General features: G+C 39.6%; 20 protein-coding genes. 6 read left to right on the forward strand and 14 right to left on the reverse strand.

Going from position 1 to position 24,655, the window contains the following annotated elements:
• Positions 1 to 166: 166 nt before the first annotated feature.
• Complete coding sequence (locus tag ACE1TH_RS08855; RefSeq protein ID WP_099300263.1) at positions 167 to 718, forward strand: LemA family protein; 552 nt, start codon at positions 167 to 169, stop codon at positions 716 to 718.
• A gap of 15 nt (positions 719 to 733) precedes the next feature.
• Entirely contained in the window at positions 734 to 1,609 is an 876-nt protein-coding gene (htpX, locus tag ACE1TH_RS08860) for a zinc metalloprotease HtpX (RefSeq protein WP_099300262.1), read from the forward strand.
• 59 nt (positions 1,610 to 1,668) lie between these two features.
• Here the strand turns inward: htpX and ACE1TH_RS08865 are convergent, their stop codons facing one another.
• The 11 genes from ACE1TH_RS08865 to nfsA all read right to left on the reverse strand — a co-directional run bounded on the left by ACE1TH_RS08865 (position 1,669) and on the right by nfsA (position 16,578).
• Positions 1,669 to 2,877, reverse strand: a complete 1,209-nt coding sequence (locus tag ACE1TH_RS08865; RefSeq protein WP_099300261.1) for an aminotransferase-like domain-containing protein — start codon at positions 2,875 to 2,877, stop codon at positions 1,669 to 1,671.
• Positions 2,878 to 3,087: 210 nt separating this feature from the next.
• A complete protein-coding gene (locus ACE1TH_RS08870) occupies positions 3,088 to 4,902 on the reverse strand; it encodes an ABC transporter ATP-binding protein (RefSeq protein WP_375078748.1) in 1,815 nt (604 codons plus the stop codon).
• Between the two features lie 14 nt (positions 4,903 to 4,916).
• Entirely contained in the window at positions 4,917 to 6,665 is a 1,749-nt protein-coding gene (locus ACE1TH_RS08875; protein ID WP_375078749.1) for an ABC transporter ATP-binding protein, read from the reverse strand.
• Positions 6,666 to 7,151: 486 nt separating this feature from the next.
• On the reverse strand, positions 7,152 to 8,564 hold the full coding sequence (locus ACE1TH_RS08880; RefSeq protein WP_099300258.1) for a SpoVR family protein: 1,413 nt from the start codon (positions 8,562 to 8,564) through the stop codon (positions 7,152 to 7,154).
• Positions 8,565 to 8,787: 223 nt separating this feature from the next.
• Complete coding sequence (locus ACE1TH_RS08885) at positions 8,788 to 10,530, reverse strand: phospho-sugar mutase (RefSeq protein WP_099300257.1); 1,743 nt, start codon at positions 10,528 to 10,530, stop codon at positions 8,788 to 8,790.
• A gap of 26 nt (positions 10,531 to 10,556) precedes the next feature.
• Positions 10,557 to 12,167, reverse strand: a complete 1,611-nt coding sequence (locus ACE1TH_RS08890; RefSeq protein ID WP_099300256.1) for an FAD-dependent oxidoreductase — start codon at positions 12,165 to 12,167, stop codon at positions 10,557 to 10,559.
• A gap of 59 nt (positions 12,168 to 12,226) precedes the next feature.
• On the reverse strand, positions 12,227 to 12,931 hold the full coding sequence (sfsA, locus tag ACE1TH_RS08895; RefSeq protein ID WP_375078750.1) for a DNA/RNA nuclease SfsA: 705 nt from the start codon (positions 12,929 to 12,931) through the stop codon (positions 12,227 to 12,229).
• Between the two features lie 25 nt (positions 12,932 to 12,956).
• Positions 12,957 to 13,349, reverse strand: coding sequence for a hypothetical protein (locus tag ACE1TH_RS08900; RefSeq protein WP_099300254.1), 393 nt, complete (start codon positions 13,347 to 13,349; stop codon positions 12,957 to 12,959).
• An 89-nt stretch (positions 13,350 to 13,438) separates the two neighbouring features.
• Positions 13,439 to 14,977 (reverse strand): bifunctional GNAT family N-acetyltransferase/carbon-nitrogen hydrolase family protein, encoded by a 1,539-nt coding sequence (locus ACE1TH_RS08905; RefSeq protein WP_099300253.1) that lies wholly within the window; start codon positions 14,975 to 14,977, stop codon positions 13,439 to 13,441.
• Positions 14,978 to 15,189: 212 nt separating this feature from the next.
• Entirely contained in the window at positions 15,190 to 15,825 is a 636-nt protein-coding gene (locus ACE1TH_RS08910; RefSeq protein WP_375078751.1) for a fumarylacetoacetate hydrolase family protein, read from the reverse strand.
• A 3-nt stretch (positions 15,826 to 15,828) separates the two neighbouring features.
• Positions 15,829 to 16,578 (reverse strand): oxygen-insensitive NADPH nitroreductase, encoded by a 750-nt coding sequence (gene nfsA, locus ACE1TH_RS08915; RefSeq protein ID WP_099300251.1) that lies wholly within the window; start codon positions 16,576 to 16,578, stop codon positions 15,829 to 15,831.
• 148 nt (positions 16,579 to 16,726) lie between these two features.
• On the opposite strand from nfsA, the gene ACE1TH_RS08920 reads away from it, so the two are divergent.
• Positions 16,727 to 17,938, forward strand: coding sequence for a DUF418 domain-containing protein (locus ACE1TH_RS08920; protein WP_375078752.1), 1,212 nt, complete (start codon positions 16,727 to 16,729; stop codon positions 17,936 to 17,938).
• An 18-nt stretch (positions 17,939 to 17,956) separates the two neighbouring features.
• Here ACE1TH_RS08920 and nagB read toward each other — a convergent pair whose 3' ends face one another.
• Together nagB and nagA are read right to left on the reverse strand one after the other, a co-directional pair.
• Entirely contained in the window at positions 17,957 to 18,709 is a 753-nt protein-coding gene (gene nagB / locus ACE1TH_RS08925) for a glucosamine-6-phosphate deaminase (protein ID WP_099300249.1), read from the reverse strand.
• A gap of 15 nt (positions 18,710 to 18,724) precedes the next feature.
• Positions 18,725 to 19,888, reverse strand: coding sequence for an N-acetylglucosamine-6-phosphate deacetylase (gene nagA / locus ACE1TH_RS08930; protein WP_375078753.1), 1,164 nt, complete (start codon positions 19,886 to 19,888; stop codon positions 18,725 to 18,727).
• A 123-nt stretch (positions 19,889 to 20,011) separates the two neighbouring features.
• Here nagA and ACE1TH_RS08935 point away from each other — a divergent pair, with 123 nt between their 5' ends.
• On the forward strand, positions 20,012 to 20,737 hold the full coding sequence (locus tag ACE1TH_RS08935) for a GntR family transcriptional regulator (protein ID WP_099300247.1): 726 nt from the start codon (positions 20,012 to 20,014) through the stop codon (positions 20,735 to 20,737).
• Positions 20,738 to 20,827: 90 nt separating this feature from the next.
• On the opposite strand, the gene ACE1TH_RS08940 is transcribed toward ACE1TH_RS08935, so the two are convergent.
• The gene (locus ACE1TH_RS08940; protein WP_255225019.1) at positions 20,828 to 21,697 is read right to left on the reverse strand and encodes an SDR family oxidoreductase; all 870 of its coding nucleotides are present in this window, start codon (positions 21,695 to 21,697) and stop codon (positions 20,828 to 20,830) included.
• A gap of 163 nt (positions 21,698 to 21,860) precedes the next feature.
• Between ACE1TH_RS08940 and ACE1TH_RS08945 the strand changes: the two genes are divergently transcribed.
• Positions 21,861 to 23,639 carry a right-handed parallel beta-helix repeat-containing protein gene (locus ACE1TH_RS08945; RefSeq protein WP_176554179.1) on the forward strand — a complete coding sequence of 593 codons (1,779 nt, stop codon included), beginning with the start codon at positions 21,861 to 21,863 and terminating at the stop codon, positions 23,637 to 23,639.
• A 49-nt stretch (positions 23,640 to 23,688) separates the two neighbouring features.
• Positions 23,689 to 24,585 carry a YitT family protein gene (locus ACE1TH_RS08950; protein ID WP_255225018.1) on the forward strand — a complete coding sequence of 299 codons (897 nt, stop codon included), beginning with the start codon at positions 23,689 to 23,691 and terminating at the stop codon, positions 24,583 to 24,585.
• The last annotated feature ends 70 nt before the right edge of the window (positions 24,586 to 24,655 follow it).

Raw genomic sequence — 24,655 nt, forward strand, 5'->3', positions numbered from 1 at the left:
CTCTTTTATGGAAGTCAAATCATTTCTCTTTACTCTATGGCAAAATGATTGACTCATGCCTTTTCTTTTTGTTTCCTTAATTTTGTGATAGTATTTTTTTAGAAGTGAAGAAACCTATTCGTATACACTTACGTAAAGGAAGAAACGGATAATAGGAGGTACGAGCGTGACGATCATTATACTTATTGGCATCGTAGCGATAATTGCACTTGTGTGGATCGTTAGTTACAATTCACTTGTGAAACACCGCAATTGGGTTGAAGAGTCCTGGGCTCAAATTGATGTGCAGTTAAAACGCCGCTATGATTTAATTCCAAACTTAGTGGAAACGGTAAAAGGTTATGCAAAACACGAACAAGAAACACTTACGCAAGTTATTGAAAAACGAAACAAAATAGCAGAGCCTAACGCTAGTCGAAATGAACGGATTGAAGAAGATGCAGAATTAAACGGTCTATTACGTCAACTTTTTGCACTTAGTGAATCTTACCCAGAATTAAAAGCGAACGAAAATTTCTTGCATTTACAAGAAGAGTTAAGTGGCACGGAAAACAAAATTGCCTACGCAAGACAGGCATACAATTCTATGGTCATGCGCTATAACACAAAGATTGAATCCTTTCCGCAGAATATCATCGCGTCGATTCACTCCTTTACAAGAAATGACATGCTTGATATCCCTGATGAGGAAAAAGAGCCTGTTCAAGTTCGTTTTTAAAGGGGGAATAAGCGATTGTTTTACTCTCAAATTGCTCGAAACAAACGGAATACAGTATTTTTAGTCGTTTTATTCATTGTTATCGTACTTGGAATTGGCTCGGCAATTACGTACGTTCGTGCAGGTGATTTTATAAGTGGTGCTGTATTTGCTGCTATCATTGCAACGGTATATACCATATTTATGATTTCTACAAGCACGAATGTTGTAATGCGAATGAACCACGCTCGTGAAATCACGTCTTCAAAAGATCAAGCTTTTCTTTGGCACACAGTGGAAGGCCTTTCCATAGCAGCTCGTATTCCAATGCCACGTGTGTTCATCATTGATGACCCAAGTCCTAATGCTTTTGCAACTGGGATCTCTCCAAAGTCCGGAGCTGTCGCAGTAACCACGGGATTAATGAACAGGCTTAATCGAGAGGAAGTAGAAGGCGTTTTAGCACATGAAGTTGCCCATGTACGTAACTATGATATTCGACTTTCCACTATCGCAGTAGCACTCGTTTCTGCCATAGCAATATTAAGTGACTTAGGAATGCGCTTTTTCATTTTTTCTGGAGGCCGAAACAACAATAATAAAAATCCGCTTATTATGATTATTGCGCTTGTCCTTATTTTATTGGCACCAATTATTGCGCTCGTCATGCAGCTTGCTATTTCCCGTAATCGCGAATATTTAGCCGACGCTAGTGCAGTGGAGCTTACTCGAAATCCTGAAGCACTTGCAAAAGCTTTAGAAGCGATTACCGACACCGATACACCAGTGGAAGAAGCTTCAACTTCAACAGCATCCCTATACTTTGCTGACCCACTAAAAAAGAAAGCAGCAAACTTATTTTCCACTCACCCGCCAGCTGAAGAGCGTATTAGTCGGCTGAGACAAATGTAAAGATGCTCCCTTGTGATAGCCTGATTGTTCTTAATCTACCTATCCTAGGGAGCATTTTTTTATAAACTTTTTAATTGTGCACGCTCGACATCCACTTCTTCAAGCATACGAATAAGAATATCCATTCCTATTTTGATCTGATCATCTGTAGCATGTGTAAAATTTAAGCGTAACGTATTTGATTTCGGTGCCTCAGCATAAAAAGGTGCTCCAGGCACATACGCCATCCCTTTTTCCACAGCACGGGGGAGCAGCGCTTCAGCGTTTACTTGTTCTTGTAACTCTAGCCATAAGAACATCCCGCCTTTAGGCTCGACAAACTTTATTAATCCTTCCTGCTGTGCTTTTTGCAAATGATGGACCATTACATCTTTTCGTCCCCCGTATACGCTGCTAATCGTCTTAATATGGGCGTCTAGATCAAAATTCTTACACAGCTCATACAGCGCTTGATGAGCTAGAGAATTTGAGTGTAAATCATTCGCTTGTTTTGCTTGCGCCATCATTCGAATAATTTGATACGGGCCTACAATCCATCCTGTTCGGAGAGCCGGAACTGCTGTCTTTGAAAACGTGCTCGTATAAAGCACGTGCGAACCATTGTCTAAGGCCGCAATCGGTGTATACGATTCATTCGTAAATTGAATATCCCCATAAGGGTCGTCTTCAAATACTAGAACATTCTGTTTTTTAACAATCCGTATAAGTTCTTTTCTTCTCTCTAAGCTCCATACTCTCCCTGAAGGGTTTGAGAACGTCGGCACAACATAAAGCATCTTCGGGTGATATTGTTTAATTTTCTCTTTAAGGTCATCCATAATCATTCCATTTTCATCACATTTAACAGGAATGATTTGTGCTTCATAGGATTGAAAAACTTGAAGGGCAGCCAAATAAGTCGGTTCTTCTGTTAATAAGACATCGCCTGGGCTAATCATGATCCGGGCTAATAAATCAATTGCCTGTTGAGATCCCGTTGTAAGCAAAACATTATCGGCATCGTATCCTTGAATGCCTTTGTGACCCATTCGCTCCAAAATCACCTCTCGAAGCGGCCGATAGCCTTCCGTTTCTCCATACTGGAATGCTTTGTTTCCTTTTTCAAAAGCGCTCGTAAACGCATCCTTAATGGCTTCGGTTGGAAATAAACCGTCATCTGGAAGACCACCTGCAAAAGAGATTACGTTTCCTTGATTAACGATCTTTAAGATATCTCGTACCACTGACGACTGTAAATGTCGAACCCTTTTTGCAAATGCGTATTTCATCTCTACTCCCTCGATTCTATATCTATTTTTTATAAAAGAGTGCTTCTATTTTACCCCATTTAACTAAAAAGTCAATCAATTCAAGTGCAACTTCCGGCTCTTTTCTTATTCATCCACTAAAAGTATTGCCCCTATGTTCTACATAAAGGTCTCTCACGAGAAAAATCTCCATCGATACAGAGTATCATGGAGATTTTATTAACCATCGGATTACTCTTTAATGGCTGCATATTGTGATTTTACAAGATTGTAGTAAATTCCTTTTTCTGTCATTAAATGAGTATGCGTTCCTTGCTCCATTACGTTTCCTTGTTCAAGTACAATGATGTTATCAGAATCGCGAATTGTAGACAATCTGTGTGCAATCATAATTGCTGTACGACCAGCTAGTAACGTCTTTAGTCCGTCTTGAATTTTCAACTCTGTTTCCGTATCAATGCTCGCTGTTGCTTCATCAAGTATTAAAATTTTCGGGTCAGCTAGTAACGCACGGGCAAAAGAGAGTAGCTGCCTTTCTCCAACAGATAATACATTTCCTTGTTCTTCTACCTCTGTCTCATAGCCTTTTTCAAGCTTATCAATAAAGGTATGGGCGCCGATCGCTTTTGCAGCATGGATAACTTGTTCATCCGTCGCTCGAGGGTTTCCGAAGCGAATATTTTCCATAATGGTCCCGGCAAAAATAAACGTATCTTGAAGGACATAGCTTACATGGCTTCGTAAGTCGTCTAACTTAATATCTTTTAAGTTGACATCATCAAGAAACACATTTCCTTTCGTCGGATCATAAAAACGACTCATTAAATTAACGATCGTTGATTTTCCTGAACCAGTATGACCAACAAGCGCCACGGTTGTACCAGCTTCAAATGTTAAGTTAATGCCTTTTAACGCCATTCTTTTATCATCATAAGAGAATTCCACATTCTCAAAAACCATTTTTCCTTTTACATCGGTAAGTGGTTTGGCATCTTCCTTGCTTTCAACATTCGGTTTTTCATCTAAGAATTCAAAAATTCTTTCGCTCGATGCCATTCCTACTAGCAATTGGTTGTAGACTTGACCTAACCTTGAAATAGGTTCCCAAAACATGCCGATATAAAAAGCAAATGAAACAAAGACGCCTAATGTTAAGCTACTAAAGTCACTTTGAATTAAAAATGCTCCATACCATATGAGAATCGCGCCACCAATCGCACTTGCCATCTCTACGAAAGGACGGAACATGGCATTTTGCTTTGTCGCTTCCCGCCAGCTTTCATAATTTTGCGTGTTTACATCATCAAAAAACTCCATATTTTCATGCTCTTGCGCATAGGCTTGGGTTACACGAACACCTTGAATGCTCTCATTCAAATGAGAATTAAGTCTTGATTGCCGTAAGCGAACCGTCTGCCAAGCACGACGAATTTTTCTACGTAGTTTCGTTGAAATAAAGAACATGATTGGTAAAATGATTAAAATGACAACTGCTAGTTCTGGACTTAAATAAAACAAGATCGCCACAATTCCTAATAACATGACGATATCCATCAAAAGGTTAATGACACCATTTGTAAACAAATCTTGTAGAGAGTTTACGTCATTAATGACGCGTACGAGAATCGAACCAGCTGATCGCTTATCAAAAAATCGATGCGATAAATGCTGAATATGATCAAAGAGCTTTTTTCGTATATCAAAAATGACGTACTGACCTAGTTGATTCATCCAGCGAATTCTAAAATAGTTCGCAACGTAGGACACTACATAAAGCCCTAAGACGATGGCTGCGTAAATGAACATATCTTGCGTTGTTGCAACCCCTTGTTCTAACTGACCGACCGCAAAGACACCAATAAAGATTGGAACTGCCAAGCGAACGGCTGTAGCAAAAAGCATCATTAAGATTGTCTTTGGTAGTAGCGTTTTTGCATAAGGTTTTAAGAAATTAAATAACCGCATCATTTGTTTCCAGTTGAACGGCTTTTCAATAATTTGTTCAACAGGGTAATGAAACCTCGTTTTTTTCTTAACTTCTTCCATTTACAATCACTTCCTTAAGCCTGTTGAAGCACGTATTGTTGATCTTGATTTTGGATATCGTAAATTCTTCGATAAATGCCTTTTTCCTGAAGTAGTTCTTCGTGAGTCCCACGTTCAGTAATTTCACCTTCGTCTAAAACAAAAATTTGATCGCAATGTTTTACAGAAGAAATCCTATGGGCAATAATAAATGTTGTTCTCCCTTGCATGATCTCTCGCATAGCTTTTTGTATTTTCACTTCAGTCTGCATATCTACTGCACTTGTTGAATCATCGAGTATAAGAATACTTGGATTCATAATCATTGCCCGGGCAATAGCGATACGCTGTTTTTGTCCACCAGATAAACCAAGACCTCGCTCGCCTAAAATCGTATCGTACCCTTCAGGTAATTGTTCAATAAACTCATGGGCATCCGCACGCTTAGCTGCTGCGATAATCTCTTCCATCGAAGCTTCTGGATTTCCATAAGCTAAATTATCGCGAATGGACGAAGAAAATAAAAAGGTTTGTTGTAAAACTATTCCTACATTTTGCCTTAATTCTTTTACATCATAGTCTTCGATTGGTTTCCCATCGATAAGTAATTCACCTGCTGTCTTTTCATAAAAGCGCATAAGCAATTGAATAATACTCGATTTTCCAGAGCCCGTTGCGCCAACTAAGCCAATCGTTGAACCTTTAGGAGCAGCAAAGGTTAAGTTCGATAGCGCATTTTTCGCTTTATTTTGGTAACGTAAACTTACGTTGTTAAAGCTCACTTCACCTTGTAACTTCGCATAAGGTAACGATTTCTCTGGACCATTGTGTCGCTCTTCTTCATCTAAAATTTCTAGCAATCTTTCGCCTGATGCCTTTGACTGAGAAAATTGGTTAATGACAAATCCAAGATTCATGATTGGACCGATAATAAACCAGACAAGGCTAAAAAATGCCGTTAATTCTCCTGCTGTTAACTGGTTTTGAACAGCTAAATACCCACCGAAACCTAACAATAATACTGCCGAAATATTGCCGATAAACTCCATTAACGGAAAATATGTACTCCATACATTTGAGATCGCAATGTTTTTTGTACGGTAATCGTCATTAGTATCGCCAAAACGATTTTTTTCCGTCGTTTCTTGAGAAAGTGCTTTCACCGTATGCATGCCACTTACATTCTCTTGAACTTTCGTATTTAAACGAGCGAGAGAACGACGCACTTTACGAAAACCAGGATGGACTCGTTTATCAAATTTATATACAGCGACTGCTAGAAATGGGAGCGTAACCATTGTTACTAAAGTAAGAGGAACGGAATAATAAAACATGACAATCATTGCGAAACCAACGAGTAAGACGAAGTTTACTAATTGTGCAAATCCAAATGAGAGGAAAAATCGAAATGCCTCTACATCAGCTGTAAGTCGAGACATTAAATCACCAGTTTTAGCATTGTCATAGTAACGGAAAGGAAGAAATTGCAGTTTCTTGTAGAGATCTTTTCTTAAACGATAAACGGATCGAACGCCGAATAGATCACCAAAATATTGATTAACATAAGTTGCGATCCCTTTGATGGTCATAATCGCAATTAACCCGATTGCTAGATAAGGAATAATCTCATACTGACCCCCTGTTATCCCAACATCAATCGCGACTTGTAAAAAAACTGGATAGATGACCGTTATACCTGTAACAAACACCAGTGCAATAAGGGACCAAATAAAATATTTTTTATCTGGTAAATAAAACTTCGCTAGACGTTTAAATGTCTCCATGACACACCACCTCTTTAAACCTAATTCCTTAGACTACCGAAATATAATTTTAGTCACAAAATTTATCTTACTCTGAAAACATAACTTCGTCAATAAATTTGACGGTTTTTTTTGAAAATTTATTCATTCGAATGAATCCCTTACATTTAGCTCATAATGATTGATTTTCCATTATAGTTAAGAGACATAAGACTTTCTAAGTAAACATGTAAACACGCTTAATTGTCTGTTCAAATGATGACAAATGCTCCAATGTCTTCAGTCACAAGCTGTTCCCTTAGCAGTTGTCGCCATTTAATAAGATGACTATGACAAACGAGATTCCTTTATCATCCATAAAAATGACGACCACATAGCATTATGAAGTTCATTCATCCGTTTAAAAAATGTCCGCAGCTTGTTCAAGCAACCGAGTAAACGGAAAAAGCACTACAGACCGGTGCTCATGAGTCTAAACACCTGCCTATAGTACAAAAATCTGCTCTTTTATACATACTTGCGATGAACTTTATTTCCATCAAAAATAAATGTCACTGCTTTCCCGTTGACATTTGTCTCTAGGTGAACCGTACGGCCCCATAGTTCGTATAGATAGGGGACCACCTTTTCTAAGTAACTGACATCAAGTTCTGTTCCTTCAAACGCATGCTTAATATAAAGCTCACCATTTTTTAAATAATCTCCGTCTGCGACAACGAGATAAGGAAATCCTCCATTCACGCGAGAATGAGTCAATTGATCTCGTACACCTTCCCACGCTTTTTCGGTTATTTTATAATCGCTGCCTTGCTTTTGAAATAAATAAAGGTCTTCCTCTTCAACAAATTCTCTTGTCAAATAGTTTCTAAGAAACGATGTATCGGATTCTATTTCTCGAACTTCAAAGATCTTCTCTCTCCCGCTTCCTTTTTTCACCCCTTGTAAACGGACCATCTCTTCGCTAGGATGATCGTAGCGTCGTTCAATGTCTTCAAATAATTTAATCCCTAAATAATATGGATTAATGGATGTTTGCGACGGCTGCACAACACCTGCATTTAACTTTGCAAATTCAATCACTTCATCACTCGTTAAATCCATCTCTCTTAAAATTTTGGCATGCCAATACGACGCCCATCCTTCATTCATAATTTTCGTTTCTAATTGAGGCCAGAAATAAAGCATCTCTTCTCTCATCATTGTTAGGATGTCTCGTTGCCACGGTTCAAGATGGCGGCTGTTTTCTTCTATGAATAAAAGGATGTCTTTTTCTGGCTGCAAGGGGAATGATCGTTTAATCACATTGTCTACTTGTGGCTCTTTTTCTTCAAGCGCCCATAGATCATCATATTCTGTAACTTTTTGAGCGACTGTTTCAGACGTTTCCTTTTTCCGCGGTTTCACGAGTGTGGGGTCGACATGCTCTTGAATAGCAAGGACCGCATCAAGAAAGCTTTCCACCGCATCTTTCCCGTGTTCATGTTCATATTTTGCAATTCGTTCTGCTGTAGCACTCATGCTCTCAACCATATCTTTTCTCGTGTTTGAGAAACGAATATTGTTTTTAAAGAAATCACAATGGGCTAGAACGTGGGCCACGATCAGTTTGTTTTGAATCAGTGTATTGCTATCTAGCAAAAAAGCGTAACAAGGATCAGAATTAATTACAAGCTCATAAATTTTACTCAATCCAAGATCATATTGTAATTTCATTCGGTGGTATTGTTTCCCGTAAGACCAATGATTATAGCGAGTTGGCATTCCGTACGCGCCAAACGTATAGATAATATCTGCAGGACAAATTTCATAACGCATTTCATAAAAATCTAGTCCAAAGCCGGTGGCAATCTCCGTAATTTCAGCAATCGATCGCTCGAGCTCACTCCAATTAGTTGACACTGTCGTCCCCCCTCTTTTCATTCATTCTATGAAGGGTGGCTTCAGAAAATGAACCAAAAAGACAGGGCGCCATCTTCTCAAAGTTATGAATGACTTAAAGCTGTTCTCTCATTTAATAAGGCATACTCAACGTTGACCGATAAAACCTTTTGGTAAAACAATCGCAAAAAACCTTCATAAATGATGGTTATTCACTCATGAAGGTTTTGATTTATCGTGGTGACGCTGTCTTTCTTTCTTCTCGCTATTCGTTTGTATATTGCTTCATATAAGACATGACCGCCTCTTTTAACTGTCGAAGCGATTCTGCACTATCCGCTGAAGATTCTTCTTTAACACCAAAGTAAAACTTCACTTTTGGCTCCGTTCCAGAAGGTCTTACACAGAACCAAGCCCCGCCTTGCAAGAAATACTTTAAGACATTTGATGACGGAAGATCAATCGCTGTTTCTTTTTGTTCCATTGGAGCTAAACGCTTTCCGGACTGATAGTCTTCAATACTCTCTACCATTCTTCCGGCAATATCAGTTGGCGGATTGTTTCGCAAAGAAGTCATAATCGAAGCGATTTTTTCTACACCTGCTTTTCCTTTAAGCGTTAACGATTCTAAATCTTCTTTGTAATACCCGTATTTTTCAAATACTTGTTGAAGCGCTTCATAAACCGATAGCCCTTTTTGTTTGTAGTGCAACGCGAGTTCTGCTGCAAATAGACAAGCTTGAACGGCATCTTTATCACGGACAAAATCTCCAACTAAATAGCCGTAGCTTTCTTCATAGCCAAACAAAAATTGGTGCTCACCTGTCCGCTCATACTCACCAATTTTTTCGCCAATAAATTTGAAGCCTGTTAACGTATCTAACGATGTTAATTGATAACGTTCTGCGATAGCTCGTCCAATTTCGGAAGTAACAATCGTTTTCAATACAATTCCGTTCTCCGGCAACGTTCCTTGTTCTTGTTTAACAGAAATCAAGTAATCAAGCATTAGTGCCCCTGTTTGGTTCCCTGTTAACACAACATAATCACCAGAATCATCTTTCACAGCAAGACCCACTCGGTCCGCATCTGGATCAGTTGCCAATAAGATATCTGCGTCTTCTTCCTCACCGTAGCGAATAGCTTCTTTAAATGCGGCATGTTCTTCTGGATTTGGTGATTGTACAGTTGAAAAGTTTGGATCAGGTAATTCTTGCTCTTGTACGACTGTTACTTGACTAAAACCTACGTCCTCTAAAACTTTGCGTACTGGAATGTTTGCTGTTCCGTGTAAAGGTGTGAACACAATCTTTAACTGATCGCCAGCTTCTTTAATAAGATCTTGCTGCAACAAAATGCTTTTGAGTTCTTCATTATACGCATCATCTACTTCTGAGGAGATTACTTCATACAATTGTGTCGCCTTCAACTGGCTCTCATCACCAACTTCAATTGTTAGCTCATCTTCTATCTCGTTCACACAGTCTACAAGTTCATCAGCCAGAGCAGGTGGGAACTGGCCACCATCTGAACCGTAAACTTTAAATCCGTTGTATTCTGGCGGATTGTGAGAAGCGGTAATGACGATTCCCGCCTCAGCTTGCAAATAGCGGACTGCATATGAAAGCTCTGGTGTCGGACGCAAATCATGAAAGACATATGCTTTTATTCCTTGTGCACCAAGGGTTAAAGCAGCTTCATGAGCAAACTTTGCAGATTTGTGTCTCGAATCATATGCAATGACAACACCTCTTGACTTTGCCCCTTCTCCTCGCTTCGCAATAAATTCCGCTAAACCTCTCGTAGCTTTTCGAACCGTATACGTGTTCATTCGATTGGGACCAGGACCAATCATCCCCCTCATGCCACCAGTTCCAAATGCTAATGTCGTGTAAAACGCGTCCTCTAAAGCTTTTTCATCATCTCGAATTTCATTCAGCGCTTCTCTTAAATCGGGTTCTAGGGCTGAAAAGCTCTCCCATTTCGTCGCAATCTCTTTATAATTCATACGTTCTCCTCCAAAATACGTCTTTTCTAAACGTTGTATACTTGAGTCATTTCAACCATTAATTTTTCTCGAAATCGTTCTTCTTGTTCTTCCGTCCAATTTAGTCGATCTCGCATATATCGAAAAATTGGTTCTTTCATTGCGCTTACAAAATCTTTATTAACTACAAGGTAACCTGTTCGCTGAATAAAAAAGTCAACTGGGCTAAGAATGCCTTCTTCTTCTATACAATAAACAAGTTCTGCAAAAAGAGCAGGACTCATACCAAACATTTTTGCTTGTTTTCCATTCATGCGGATTCGCGCATAAATCTGACCGATGTTTGATCCATAGCGATCAATTAATTCATTTGCTTGCTCGACCGTTAACCCGTACTGATTTCCTTCTTCGGCACGCTTCTTTTTGTACAATTGAAAATCGTCCATTCCCCCAACATACCCGCCTGAAATCGTGACCGTATCCGTTTCACAAACTTTTTTTACGTTTGGCTGCAGTTTTTTACACACTCGATTCACAATTTGCTCAGCAATTGAACGATAAAATGTATGTTGGCTACAAATTACAGATAAAAGTCCTGATGAGGATTCAATGCATTCAGATCGTTTAAACTCATGATATTTTTTCTTATTATCAATTGGAAAAGGACGTTTAACGACCCAGCTTCCTTCCAACTGCTCTTTTGACATATGAACATTTTCAAACGTACGATTCACTGCATCGATGAGAAAAGGGATAATGGATTGTCGATCCTCTTTTTTTACTGAAGTTCCGATGATTACCGTTCCTCGGTACGGAACAAAACTGATTAATTGGTTTCCGTCTGTTTCAACATAGATCGCGTGATGAATCGGTAAAAAGTCTCGTTTGACGCTAATAAAATGATCTTCGACGTAATCAATTGCGAGATGATTCAATGAACGATCTTGCACGCGAAGTCTGTCAACTGATGAACCTGTTGCATTAACCACTTGCTTTGTTATCACTTTATGTACAACATGTTTATTTTGATCAACAATGAGAGCCCCGCTTATTTTATCATTCTCATAGATAAAACTCTCCACTTTCATATAGTTAAGTGCGAGAAGCCCTCTTTTTACAGCTTCTTTTACGAGGTCAATCGTTAATCGCGACTCATCTAAGAGAAATTCTTTATAAAGTAACGCGTGTTTCCCTTGTTTAAAAGAGAGCATTGGCTCCCGTTTGATTAATTCTTTCTTTGTGAGGTGCTTACGCTTTTCTTTGAATGCCATTTCGGTTAGACGATCCAACATTTTTGTTCGAAACGATTTTGTAAAAAGCCCTGTTTTATATGTAGGTAGAATAAGTTCAGTTTGTTTCACCAAATGAGGGGCGTTTTCTTTTAAAATCGCTCTCTGTTTAAACATATCGTTGTATGCCTTCATGTCTAAATGGTTCATATGTTGGATTTCAGTATGGAAAAGATTTGACCAATTTCTTGATGCGCCTGACGCGAAATCCTCCTGATCAACTAAAAGCGTTTTTAGTCCACGAATAGAGGCATCAAGCGCAATACCCGCTCCTGTAATTCCGCCACCAATAACGAGTAAATCAAACGGCCCTTCCGTCATTTTCATTACATTCTCATGTCTATATTCATTAGAAAAAGTACGAATCATCTGCCCTCTCCATTCGTTGCTACTCCTATGCTTCACTATACCATTCTTCAAAAAATAAATCAGATGAAAAAGGGAATTTCTTTCTGAATTAAAATTTCAGTTGTTGAAATCAACGTGTTTACGGCGACGATCTTCACACCTTCTTCGTGCGCTTTTTCTAATGCGTGGTTAAAAGCAGGATCAATCACTTTCTCGCTCGAGATGGACGTGATAGCCTCTCTTTGTGCAACAAACAAAATTCCTGTTTGATACGTACCTGTTTGAACAAGCTCCGTTAATTCATGAACATGTTTGGTCCCTCGTGAAGTTGGCGCATCAGGAAAAAGCCCTTTCCCATCTCTTGCCAAAGTTACACTCTTCACTTCAAGCAAAAGCTGTTCTTTGGTCGAATTTTCGAGTAAAAAATCAAAGCGCGAGGAACCAACTTGATATTCTCTTCTTACTAGTTCCCATTCACTAAGTGAATCAATCGCTTTCGTTTGAATAGCCGATTCAACGAGCCTATTGGCAACGGTTGTTTGAAGTGAAACGTATAACCCTTCTTCTGATTCACATAAAACAGCTGTCCACTTTGTTTTTCGGGTGCTTTTATCACTATACGTAACCCAAACCGTCGCATCTTTCACGAGAAGTTCCTTTAACCTCCCAGGGTCGGGCAAATGTGCACGAATCAATTCTTTTGTATCTTGACGTTCTAAGACCAAAATAAACCGATTTGGCCGTTCAATAAATTTCGCTTTTATTAATGGGGGAAAAACGACCAATACACTCTCTCCTTATACACTCTCTCTATGGTTTTACGTCTATTATCATATCAATTTTTGCTTCGGTTGAGAATGTTTTTGCTTCAATTTCACCACTCCATTGTCCAGGGATAACAAACAAGCCTTCTCCCTCATACAAGCCGTTATCGATATGGTGAAAAAGGACATCGACTTCTTGTTCCTGTAAAAAATAATGACCGACCACATTCGCTGTTGTGACCGCTTCCCCATTATAATCTTGAACAAATACTTGTAAATCCGCCGTCTTTTCTGCCTGAACTGTGAGAGGAATTTCTTCTATGAACAATTGCTGAACCCCATCATAGGAACGAATGGAGTAAATGAAATAAACAGCAGAGGCAATGAGAATAAGCAAACTAATTTGTTTCATTACAACAGGTGCAAAAGAGGTATTCAATGTGTATCAACTCCTTTTAGCACCTATTGTTGCCATTGTTCCAAATCATAAACGAAGACGCCCATAAGTTTTTGGGCGCCTTCTACTCATTATTGTTTATACACAACGTGATAAATATCATCCCGGCGATCACGCAATTGATTCACACTGCCTGAACGACGATTTCTTCTAAGAATTTCTAAGTCCACATCTCCGACCACAACGGTTTCCACATTCGGACTACATTCTCCGACAATACCATCTCGCGGAAACTCAAAGTCAGATGGTGTGAAGATACCCGATTGCGCGTACTGAATGTCCATGTTCGCTACGTCAGACAAGTTTCCAACGGTCCCGGAAATCACAGTATACACTTGATTTTCAATCGCTCTTGCTTGAGAGCAATAGCGAACACGTAAATACCCTTGACGATCATCTGTACAGAATGGAGAAAAAATAATGTTCGCCCCTTTATCTGTTGCGATGCGCCCAATTTCAGGGAACTCAACGTCGTAGCAAATTTGAATGGCAATTTTTCCACAGTCTGTATCAAATACCTTTACTTCATCGCCACCAGAAATTCCCCAGAATACGCGCTCATTCGGTGTAACATGAAGCTTATATTGCTTTTCAATTGTTCCATCGCGACGGAAGAGGTAGCTAATGTTATAAATTTTCCCTTCTTCTTCTACATAATGGGAACCGCCAATAATATTGACATTGTATTTCACTGCTAAATTCGTAAATAACTCAATATAGTCTTCAGTAAACTCCGTTAGGCGTCTTATCGCGCGACTAGGACTCTTTTCAGGTAGAAATGATAAGAGTTGTAGCGTAAAGATCTCAGGGAATACTGCAAAGTCTGATTTATAACTTGCGGCGACATCTGTGTAGTACTCACATTGAATCGCAAAGTCATCGAAAGAAGAAATTTTCTTCATTTCATATTGAATTGTCGTGATTCGAACAGGAAAGGATGTCTTAAACCTTCTTTTCGGTGTTGAAGGTTGATAATCAATATTATTCCATTCCATCAGCGTCGCATAGCGCATACTCGCTCGATCATCATCAAGATAGTTGGCATTTACACGTTTTAACGAAAAGCCATTAATTACTTGGAATGTTAATACTGGATCGTAAATGTTGTGCATCATCACTTCGTCCACATATTCTCGTGGTGTAAATCGATCCGCATATTTATAGTAATTAGGAATGCGTCCGCCGATGATAATGCTCTTTAGATTCAATTCACGACATAGCTCTTTCCGTGCTTCATATAGACGTCTTCCAATCTTCATTCGACGAAAATCTGGATGAACCATTACTTCAATACCATAAAGGTTAAACCCGTCTGAATCATGGTTCGTGATATAGCCTTCGTCTGTAATTTCATCCCACGTATGTTGATCGTCATACTCATCAAAATTTATAATTAAACTTGAACATGAACCAATAATTTCACCATCATATTCAACACAGAACTGGCCCTCAGGGAAAACGGAAATATGACTCTTTAATTCATCGTAACGCCACGGTTCCATATTTTTAAAACATTGCTTGGATAACTTAATAATGTCATCGAAATCTTTTTCTTCGATGTTACGAATAATAATTTTCTTTTCAAATCTAGAAACATCAATTTCTTTCATATGGCTCTTCACCCCTTTGAAAAACGTCACTCTTCAATCCATTACGTAGTGTACCTTTTTTTCGGTAAGTTGAATAGTACTTTACCCTATTTTACCATTTCCATTCATTTGCTTAAGACAGCGAATACGTAAGGAACGGATCAAGTATACTCTTATCTCTAGAGGAAGAAAAGAAAACCGTTTTAAATGATCGGGTGAACATCAGATAATCTTTAACGACTTACCGTAAATGAACCTTTTTCTTCACCATTGAAGAAAAGGTTAAACTCATCACTCACATTTAACTGACCGACGCCCTTTGGCGTGCCTGTGAAAAGCAAATCACCTTTTTTCAGCCCGAACTCTTGTTGAACTTCAGCAAAAAGGTCACTTAAACTGAAAATCATGTCTTTTGTATATCCTTTTTGCATAACGTCTCCATTTTTTCGTAATTCAAATGGGATCGTTTTACAGCTCTCCTCATCAACGAAAGAAAAGAAAGGAGTGAGAATTGCAGCATTGGGAAACCCTTTTGCTCTAAGCCAAGGATGGCCTTTTTGCTTAAGTTTTGATTGAACGTCCCTTAACGTCAAATCCAAACCTAAAGCCACTTCCTGAACCACATCTTCTAATTGATCTCCACTTGATACATCCTTGCCAATTTTTAAGACAAGCTCAATTTCATAATGAATACTTCCTTTAGTAGTAGGAAAAGAAAGCGCACTTCCATTAGCTAGCGCAAGGGAACTCCTCGGTTTAGTAAATAGTAAAGGTTCTTCGGGCACTTCATTTCCAAGTTCATGTGCATGTTCCGCATAATTTCGGCCTACACAATAAATATCTCCAATGTCCGCAAATCGTGAAGTCATCTCTTAGTCTTCCTCCTTCATCGCCTGTAAAAATCCCTTTTCTTGAAGGAACTCGTCCATATGCGCACGCTTGCGCACACTCGTATAGCTTGCCATTAGTTCCGTCCACGACGAACTTCGTTTCCCCTTTGTGCGCTCTGTATAGTACTCACTCATAAGTTGATCGTAAGCATCAATCGCATTGTTTTGATTTTGGTTATACGTTTCTTGATGAACAACAGCCTCTTCAGGAAGCCGTGGCTTTTGCGCCACCTCTTGGCCAGGTGCACCGATCGCCAAGCCCATTATTGGAACAACGTATGTAGGGAGCTGAAGAAGGGCACTCACTTCACGAGGTTGATTGCGAATTCCGCCAATCATCACGCCACCTAATCCGAGTGATTCAGCTGCAAGTAGCATATTCTGTGCAACTAGCGCTACATCAACAGCACTAACTAACAATTGCTCAGCGCCACCTACGTCAAATGAGGTATTATGCTTCTCACTTGCATACTTTTGCCTTGTGTAGTCTGCACAGACAACAAAAAATACTGGACAAGCTTGTACCCAGCGCTGGCCACCTGTTAATTCAGCTAAGCTTTCCTTTGTTTGTTCGTTTTGAATAGTAATAATTGAATAAGCTTGAACATGATTAGAAGTGGACGCCCATCTAGCTGCGTTAGTAATCGCCGTTAGTTGTTCTTGCGATACATGTTGATCTTCATAAGCACGAACGGAACGGTGCGCGCTCATTTGTTTGATGATTTCATTCATTGTTAACACTCCTCTACGATCTTCTCATCCCTAGTCTACTTTAAAATAACGAAAATACAAATAAATCGAATTCACTTTTCAATTCAGCAGGAACATGGGATAATCAAAACGTTCAATTAATCGTACTTGTACGTAGAATGGAGGAATAATGATTAAGAATAGCGGCTCAATTCAACAAAATGAACGAATACTTTCGCTTGATGTCATTCGAGGCTTTGCATTATTAGGTATTTTGATTGCCAATAGCATCGTTTTTCAATTTGGCATGCTAGGTAGTATCACGACTGTCCAAGGCATGTATCAAAACGGTGCACTCGATGAATGGACCCATTTCTTTATTCGTTTGCTCGTAGACGGAAGTTTTATTACGTTATTTTCATTTTTATTTGGTTATGGAACGGCATTACAACGCTCGAGATTTCTTGCAAAACAAGCATCTTTTACACCTGTTTTCTGGCGCCGCACCGGTTTATTACTTATTTTCGGCTTTTTACATATTATCTTTTTATGGCGCGGAGATATTCTTCTGACATACTCCCTTACAGCAATGCTTTTACTAGCTTTTCTTCCATTAAAAAAACGCGGCTTGTTCATTAGTGCCGTAATCTGGTTTACTCTTATGGCTTCAAGCGCCCTTCTTCCAGATATGGGTGCTACACCTGCGCCTGCGTATTACGAAAACGAGCAAGCAATTATTGCAAACGGCACTTATGCCGATCACGTGCAGTTTCGTGGGAGCACGGATATGATTGGTTTAACATCAGGTGGCAGCCCAATCGCCTTTCTTTTTGGAGAAATCTTCTTTCAACTGTCAGCTGTTTTAACCGTAATGCCGATGTTTTTATTTGGTGCTTTCGTGGCGAAAAGTAAATGGCTAGAGACGTTTCATCTTTATCGAAAAAAAGCCTTTCTATTTTTACCAGTCTTTTTACTTGTCGGTCTAACCGCCAAGCTACCAAATGCTCTGGCAGGTGGAGCCAATACACAGTATGAACTCTTATCCGTCTATGTTGGCGCTCCATTTTTAGCCTTGTTCTACGGAACATCAGTGGCTCTTATCGTGTCGTATCGAGCTAAATGGATGACCCCATTTGCTACAGTCGGAAAGATGGCTTTCACAAATTACATCTTGCAGTCCGTGATTTTCACTTTTCTCTTCTACGGCTACGGACTTGGGCTGTACGGACAGTTAGGCATTTTTTACGGCGTGTTGCTTTGTTTTGTTGTGTACGTACTCCAAGTAATCTTCAGTATCGTCTGGCTGAAATTTTTCAGGATCGGACCATTAGAGTATATTTGGCGTAGCGGTACTTATTTAAGAATGCAAACGTTAACGAGAACGAAAAGAGATACGGATTAGTGCGTCCGTATCTCTTTTCTATGCGCCGTTTGCCTCTATATGTTGAGAATAATCTCCAGCTGCATCTGCATCAACAATCACTGTTACATTTGGATGATCTGTTAAAATAGATGCTGGAAAATCGGGATCTCGGTCCCCTTCCAGTAATGTTGAAAAAGCTCGCTTCTTATCTTCTCCCGAGATCAATAGCAAAATCGTTTTTGCCGCCATAATCGTTGCAAGCCCCATTGTGATCGCTTGTTTCGGAACATCATCCTTTGAGTTGAAATACCGCGCATTTGCAGCTCTTGTTTCGTCGGCTAACTCAATAATGTGCGTTGTTTCTTGAAAATCCGTGCCAGGTTCATTGAAACCAATATGTCCGTTGCTCCCTATTCCGAGTAGTTGAACATCTATTCCACCCTCAGCTGCAATGCGCTTCTCGTATTGGTCAGCTTCCTCTCGTAAAGAGAGTGCTAAACCATTTGGTATAAATGTATGCTCATGCTTAATATCAATAGCATGGAAAAGCTGACTTCTCATATATTCATGGTAGCTATTTTTATTATCATGAGAAAGGCCTACATATTCATCCAGATTAAATGTTTTTACCTGCGCAAATGAAAACTGAGCTTCCTTTGCTTTATGAATGAGCTTGCTATAGGTCCCCTTAGGCGTTCCACCAGTGGCGAGTCCCATGTTCATAGATGGCTTAGCCTGTAAGTGTTCCAGTAAAAAAGATGAGGCCATGTCACTTAGCTCCTCATAATTTCTTACATAAATAATATTCATCGAATCCTTCCTTTCTTATAAACATTCATGCCCTTTACAAAAAGTTTGTATAACCTTTCCGTCTTCCCAAATAACAAAGTCGGCATCTTTCCCAACTTCAATCGAACCTTTGCGCTTTAAAACATTGAGCTTTTTGGCAGGGTTATATGTTGCCATTTGGACCGCTTCTGCAAACGTACAGCCTGAAAAACGCATCATGTTCACAATCGCGTCATTCATCGGCAAAATCGAGCCAGCTAAACTACCATCCGCTAACGTCGCTTGCCCATCTTTTACTTCAACATCTTGACCACCTAAATCATACGTCCCCTCTGCTAGCCCTTTTGCTCGCATTGAATCAGTAATTAATAAGCAACGATTGGTTCCTTTTACTTTCCATGCAAACTGCACCATTTGGGGGTGGATGTGGATCCCATCAGCAATTAATTCAACATCTATGCCGTCCATTAACAATGCCGTACCAACTACACCCGGTTCTCGGTGATGCAATGGGCGCATTCCATTAAATAAGTGCGTTGCTTGACTTAACCCTTTTTCAAGTGCCGCTTCAATTTCTGCAAAAGTGGCGTCTGAATGACCAATTGAAGGGGTGATGTTATGTTTGGATAAGTAATCTGTTAGTGCCAACCCATTAGGTCTTTCTGGCGCATACGTTACTTGCTTAATCGTTCCTTTTGAAAGTCGATTCCAACGCTCCATTTGGTTTACCGAAGGATCTAAAATATAAGTAGCTGGCTGCGCCCCCTTACGTACCTCATTGATAAAGGGACCTTCTATATGCAAGCCGAGAATCTCTGATCCGTTATAATTTGAATAATTTGCTACTTGTGTTATTACTTGTTCAATCGATTCTGTAGACTGCGTAATCGTCGTTGCGAGGAAGGATGTTGTCCCTTCTTTTGGTAAGGACGTTTTTAAATGGTGTAAGCCTTTATCTGAATGGTCCATAACATCTACTCCATACCCACCGTGAATATGGATATCGATAAAGCCAGGAATGAGCTGCTGACTCTTCTCGAGCGTGACAACTTTTGTCTTCCCCGTTTGAAGATGCGATGGAATCGTGTGACCTACTTCTGTTATCTTTCCTTGATTGACCGCTACATAAAACGAGTCATCGCTTGTTTGATTTGGAAGACCTGATAGCATTCGAGTTCCTTTTAAAATGAGTTCAGTCATATTTCTCTTCACTCCCTTTGTCTTTTCATTATATTCTCTAGATGTTTAGTTGTCTATACCAATTTAAAGAAGCTAACTTGTGCTATACTGATTGTTAAGATCACGTAGCGCGGAGGAACGATAATGATTGATAAATATTCTCCAATTCCTATTTATTATCAGATAGAAGAATTGATCCAAAAACAAATTAAAACAGGTGTATTAAAACCAGGCGACGCCCTTCCCTCTGAAAGAGAATTCGCTGACAAATATCAAATTAGTCGAATGACCGTTAGGCAAGGAATGAACAATCTTGTTCAAAAAAGACAACTTATTCGTGAAAAGGGTAAAGGTACGTTCGTTGCATCAACACAAAACATCGAACAGTTTTTAACAAAAACGACAAGCTTTAGCGAAGACATGCTTAATCGAAACATGGTACCCGAGTCAAGACTGCTGTCTTTTAAGCGCGAACAAGTAGATGAAAAAACAGCTCAACTGCTTCAAGTTGAAAATGGAACAGACGTTTTCCATGTAAATCGTGTTCGCTTGGCAAACCAGAGTCCCATCGCTTTAGAACAAGCATTTATTGCTGTTGATTTAGCTCCTGACCTTACCGAAAGCGTCTTGCGCTCCTCTTTGTATACGTACTTTGAAGAAGAACTAGGCCATCGTATCGATCATTCCGAGCAAACCATACGATCTGTATTGGCAAACGAAGAAGATGCCACGTTACTTGAGATTCAAACAGGAGATCCGCTCTTAGCGATACGTCGACAAGCGTTTACAACGGAAAGACGTGTATTAGAACTTGTTTATACTCGTTATCGAGGGGACCGCTATCATTTTGCGACAAGAATGTCGCGCTAACATACGGCTTAAAAAATAAAAAGAATCTTTATGAATGATCGTTTCTCATCCATAAAGATTCTTTTTTTATTAGCGTGCTGATCATTATATTTATGAGCTAATGTAGTCGCCACCATTAATATGAATCGCTTGTCCTGTCATATAAGAAGAATCTTCTGAAGCAAGCAAGACATACGCTCCTACAAGTTCACTCGGTTGACCAGGTCTACCCATTAATGTGTTTTGACCAAACTGTGACACCTTCTCTTCATCAAATGAAGCTGGAATTAACGGTGTCCAAATCGGACCAGGCGCAATGCTGTTTACACGAATTTTCTTCTCGGCAAGAGATTGTGCCATTGAGCGTGTAAACGCAGTAATGGCTCCTTTAGTGCTTGTATAGTCAATTAACGAGATATTACCTCGGTATGCGTTAATGGATGAAGTGTTAATAATCGCACTTCCCTCTTGTAAGTAATCAAGGGCTGCCTTAGTGAAATAGACGTACGAGTAAAAATTCGTCGCAAATGTACGTTTTAGCTGTTCGTCACTGAGCTCACGAAGATCATTAACTGGGTGTTGCTCGGCAGCATTGTTCACGAGTATATCTAAGCCACCTAATTCTGCTACACAACGTTCAACAGAAGAAATGCAAAAGGCTTCATCTGTAATATCGCCTGAAATGGTAATGCAATTTACGCCATAAGCTTCAACTTTTTCTTTTGTAAACTCCGCGTCTTCATGTTCATCTAAATAGACAATTGCAATATGAGCTCCTTCTTTTGCATAACCAACTGCAACAGCTCGTCCTATACCAGAGTCACCTCCAGTAATTAACGCAACTTTGCCTTTTAATTTATCGGAACCTTTATACCCATCACTTTCAAAAATCGGCTCAGGATTCATTTCTGATTCAATCCCAGGTTGCTTTTGCTGCATTTGTTTTGGAATACCATTGGAAAGATCTTGATTCTTGTCCATTGTTATCGCCTCCTCTTTATCTCACTTTCTTTTTTTCCTTAAATGGCGATCAGTAAACATCGTTTAAAGAAGAAACCGTAAATTTTTATTATGTATAATGAAAAGCTCTTGGACAGTATTTGGAAAAGCAGGTATACTAAAAGGCAGATTCGAGGTGGAAATTGTGAAGAAAATCCATGTTTCACGTAAATTGCTATCGAAATATAAAACGATTAGACAGGCGCTGTTAGATGCTCATGATGGCGACACAATTGAAATTGAACCCGGTCTCTATCATGAATCCGTTCAACTATCAAAATCCGTTACATTAATTGGTCTATCGGATGAGCCTGAAGATGTTCGCATAGCCGGAAGATTTAAAGTGACAAATCATGCTTCTGTACACATTAAAAATCTATCTTTTTTTAAAACGGATAAAGGGTTATTGATTGAACAAGGACATGCTAATGTCATTCACTGTCAATTCCATGAAATAAAAAAATATGCCATTCAAATAAAAGAGCAAGGCCATTTATCCTTGACGGATACCACGATTCGCCATAATGCAATTGGAATTCACAATCGTGGTCGCGCAAGAATTGAATATTGTGCGCTTTATGAACAACAAGGAAGCCAAGTGTATACAGGATCAAATGGTCGCTTAATTATGAAGCATTCGCATATCTATAATGGCGATACGACGGCTTTTTATTTTGACCAAGACAGTCGATCATACGTTGAAAATTGCCAAATCTATGGGCATCATTCAGAGCAACGGCAAATAAAAGCGCAAGAACAGAGTGAAGCAGTCATTCAAGATTGTCAGATTTATGAAAGTCAATCCGGCGGCATCCTCCTACAAGATCAAGCAAAACTAACGTTGCGCTCTAGTAAGCTCACAGAAAATGCACCTACACAAATTGAAGCGCAAGGCGGCGAACTCTTCTTAAAAAACAGCTTGGTCGAAAACGGACAATCTGGAATTCACCTAAGCCAAGGGAGTAAAGCGGAGATTGAACAATGTACAATAAAAAACCATTCACTTGATCAACTCTCCATTCAAGAAGCATCGGCTTACATTTTTCATTGTAAAATTCATGCTGGCGAACGCGCAGGTATTACCCAATCGGCAAAGAGCTACGTCTATATTGAAGCAACGGATATTTTTGATCACCACATGCCACAAATCGCGCTTAGTGAAGACGCTCGCTTAAGCATGAACCACAGTTCTGTCTTCGAAGGTTCTCACTATGGCGTCTGGTTAACGGAACGGTCCAGTGCTACCATTGCTCATAGTCGTTTTTTTGACAATGACTTAAATCAACTTATCATAGCTGATTTTAGTGAAGCGACCTTAGATGATGTCGATGTTTTTGATGGTCGTCAAAGTGGTCTTTATATTACTGATCATAGCCATGTTCAATTAACAAATAGCTCATTTTATCATCATCATGACTTATATCCGCAAGTCTATGTGTTAAATCAGTCTAGCGTCACGATGAAAGAAACGCGTATTATTGATAGTTATGAAAGTGGTATTCGCTTTGAAAATCAATCAACTGGACTCATTGAGCACTGTCAGATCAATGGTCATTTTGAGGCTCAGATTGACGTACGAGATAGCCAACCAACGATCCGAGAAACATTCATTCAAGATGGGGGTACTTGTGCAATCCGACTCCTCCACGCCGGTGGTTTAATTGAAAATTGCTTTTTTACTGGGCATGAACATAACATTGCGATTGGCGGTACGTGTGAGACTGATATTATCGGTCAAGAAGCTGATGCGCTCCGTCAATATGAAGAAGCGGTAAGCCAAACAAAAGAAATGGAAACAGGACTTTCGCAGCACGATATCCAACAAGCACTTAAGAAAGCACAAGAAGAAGCTGACCGAGAGGCTCGAACTGCAGAAATCGTAGGTTTAGTTGAACAATTAGAAGAAAGACTAGGAAAGAAGTAGTTGGGGCTAGCTACCACTGCTTCTTTTCATTTGTAGAAAGGAATGATGAATGTTGAGAGACTTTATCTATATGGCGATTGGAACCTTCCTCTTCAGCCTATCGATTACACTGTTTGCGATGCCGAACAACCTTGCTGAAGGCGGCATTGTCGGGTTATCGCTCTTGCTATATTTCCAATTTGATTTATCACCAGCTCTCGTCACGTTTGTGTTTAATGCTGTTCTTTTATTAGTTGGATTTAAATTATTACCGAGACATATGGTTTATAAGTCGATTATTAATGTTCCGCTCTTATCATTATTTATTTTTTTCACTGAACGACTTGGACAACCAATTGAAGATACGTTACTCGCTGCGGTTTTCGCAGGTATTATAACGGGAGTTGGTTTTGGCTTTATCTTTCGTGCAGGTTCCTCCACTGGTGGAACGTCCATTATTGCGAGAATGCTTAACCACCGTTTCGGTTGGGAATTAACCGGTACGAACTTTGTTTTAGATGCCGTTATCGTGATCTCCGGCGTGTTTATCATCGGACCCATTTATACGATGTATACCATTATTGCGCTATATATAGGAAAAAAAGTAACGGATTATGTGCTTGAAGGATTCGATGCGAAAAAAGCAGTCAATATCATTTCACCAGAAGCACAAGCTATTTCTGAGAAAGTGTTAAAACAAATGGCATCGAGCGCGACCATTTTTAACGGGTATGGCGGCTATTCAAAAAAAGAACGCGAAGTCATTTACATTGTTGTTCGTTCTTACCGCCTCTTCTATTTAAAAAAGCTTATCCATGAAGTCGACCCTAACGCATTTATCGTTGTTCATAATGTAAAAGATGTGTCAGGTGGTACCTTTTTCGCTGCTACACACGATCATCCACTTGATCCGACAACTATGCCAGATTTTGAAGAAACCCAGCCACAACCTGAACTTGGAAAATAAAACAAACGTACTTGCTAAACGCTCATATCAGCAAGTACGTTTTTATTTACACGGTCAACGTCGCCTAATT

Source organism: Shouchella sp. JSM 1781072 (assembly GCF_041949915.1).
Lineage (GTDB): Bacteria > Bacillota > Bacilli > Bacillales > Bacillaceae_D > Shouchella.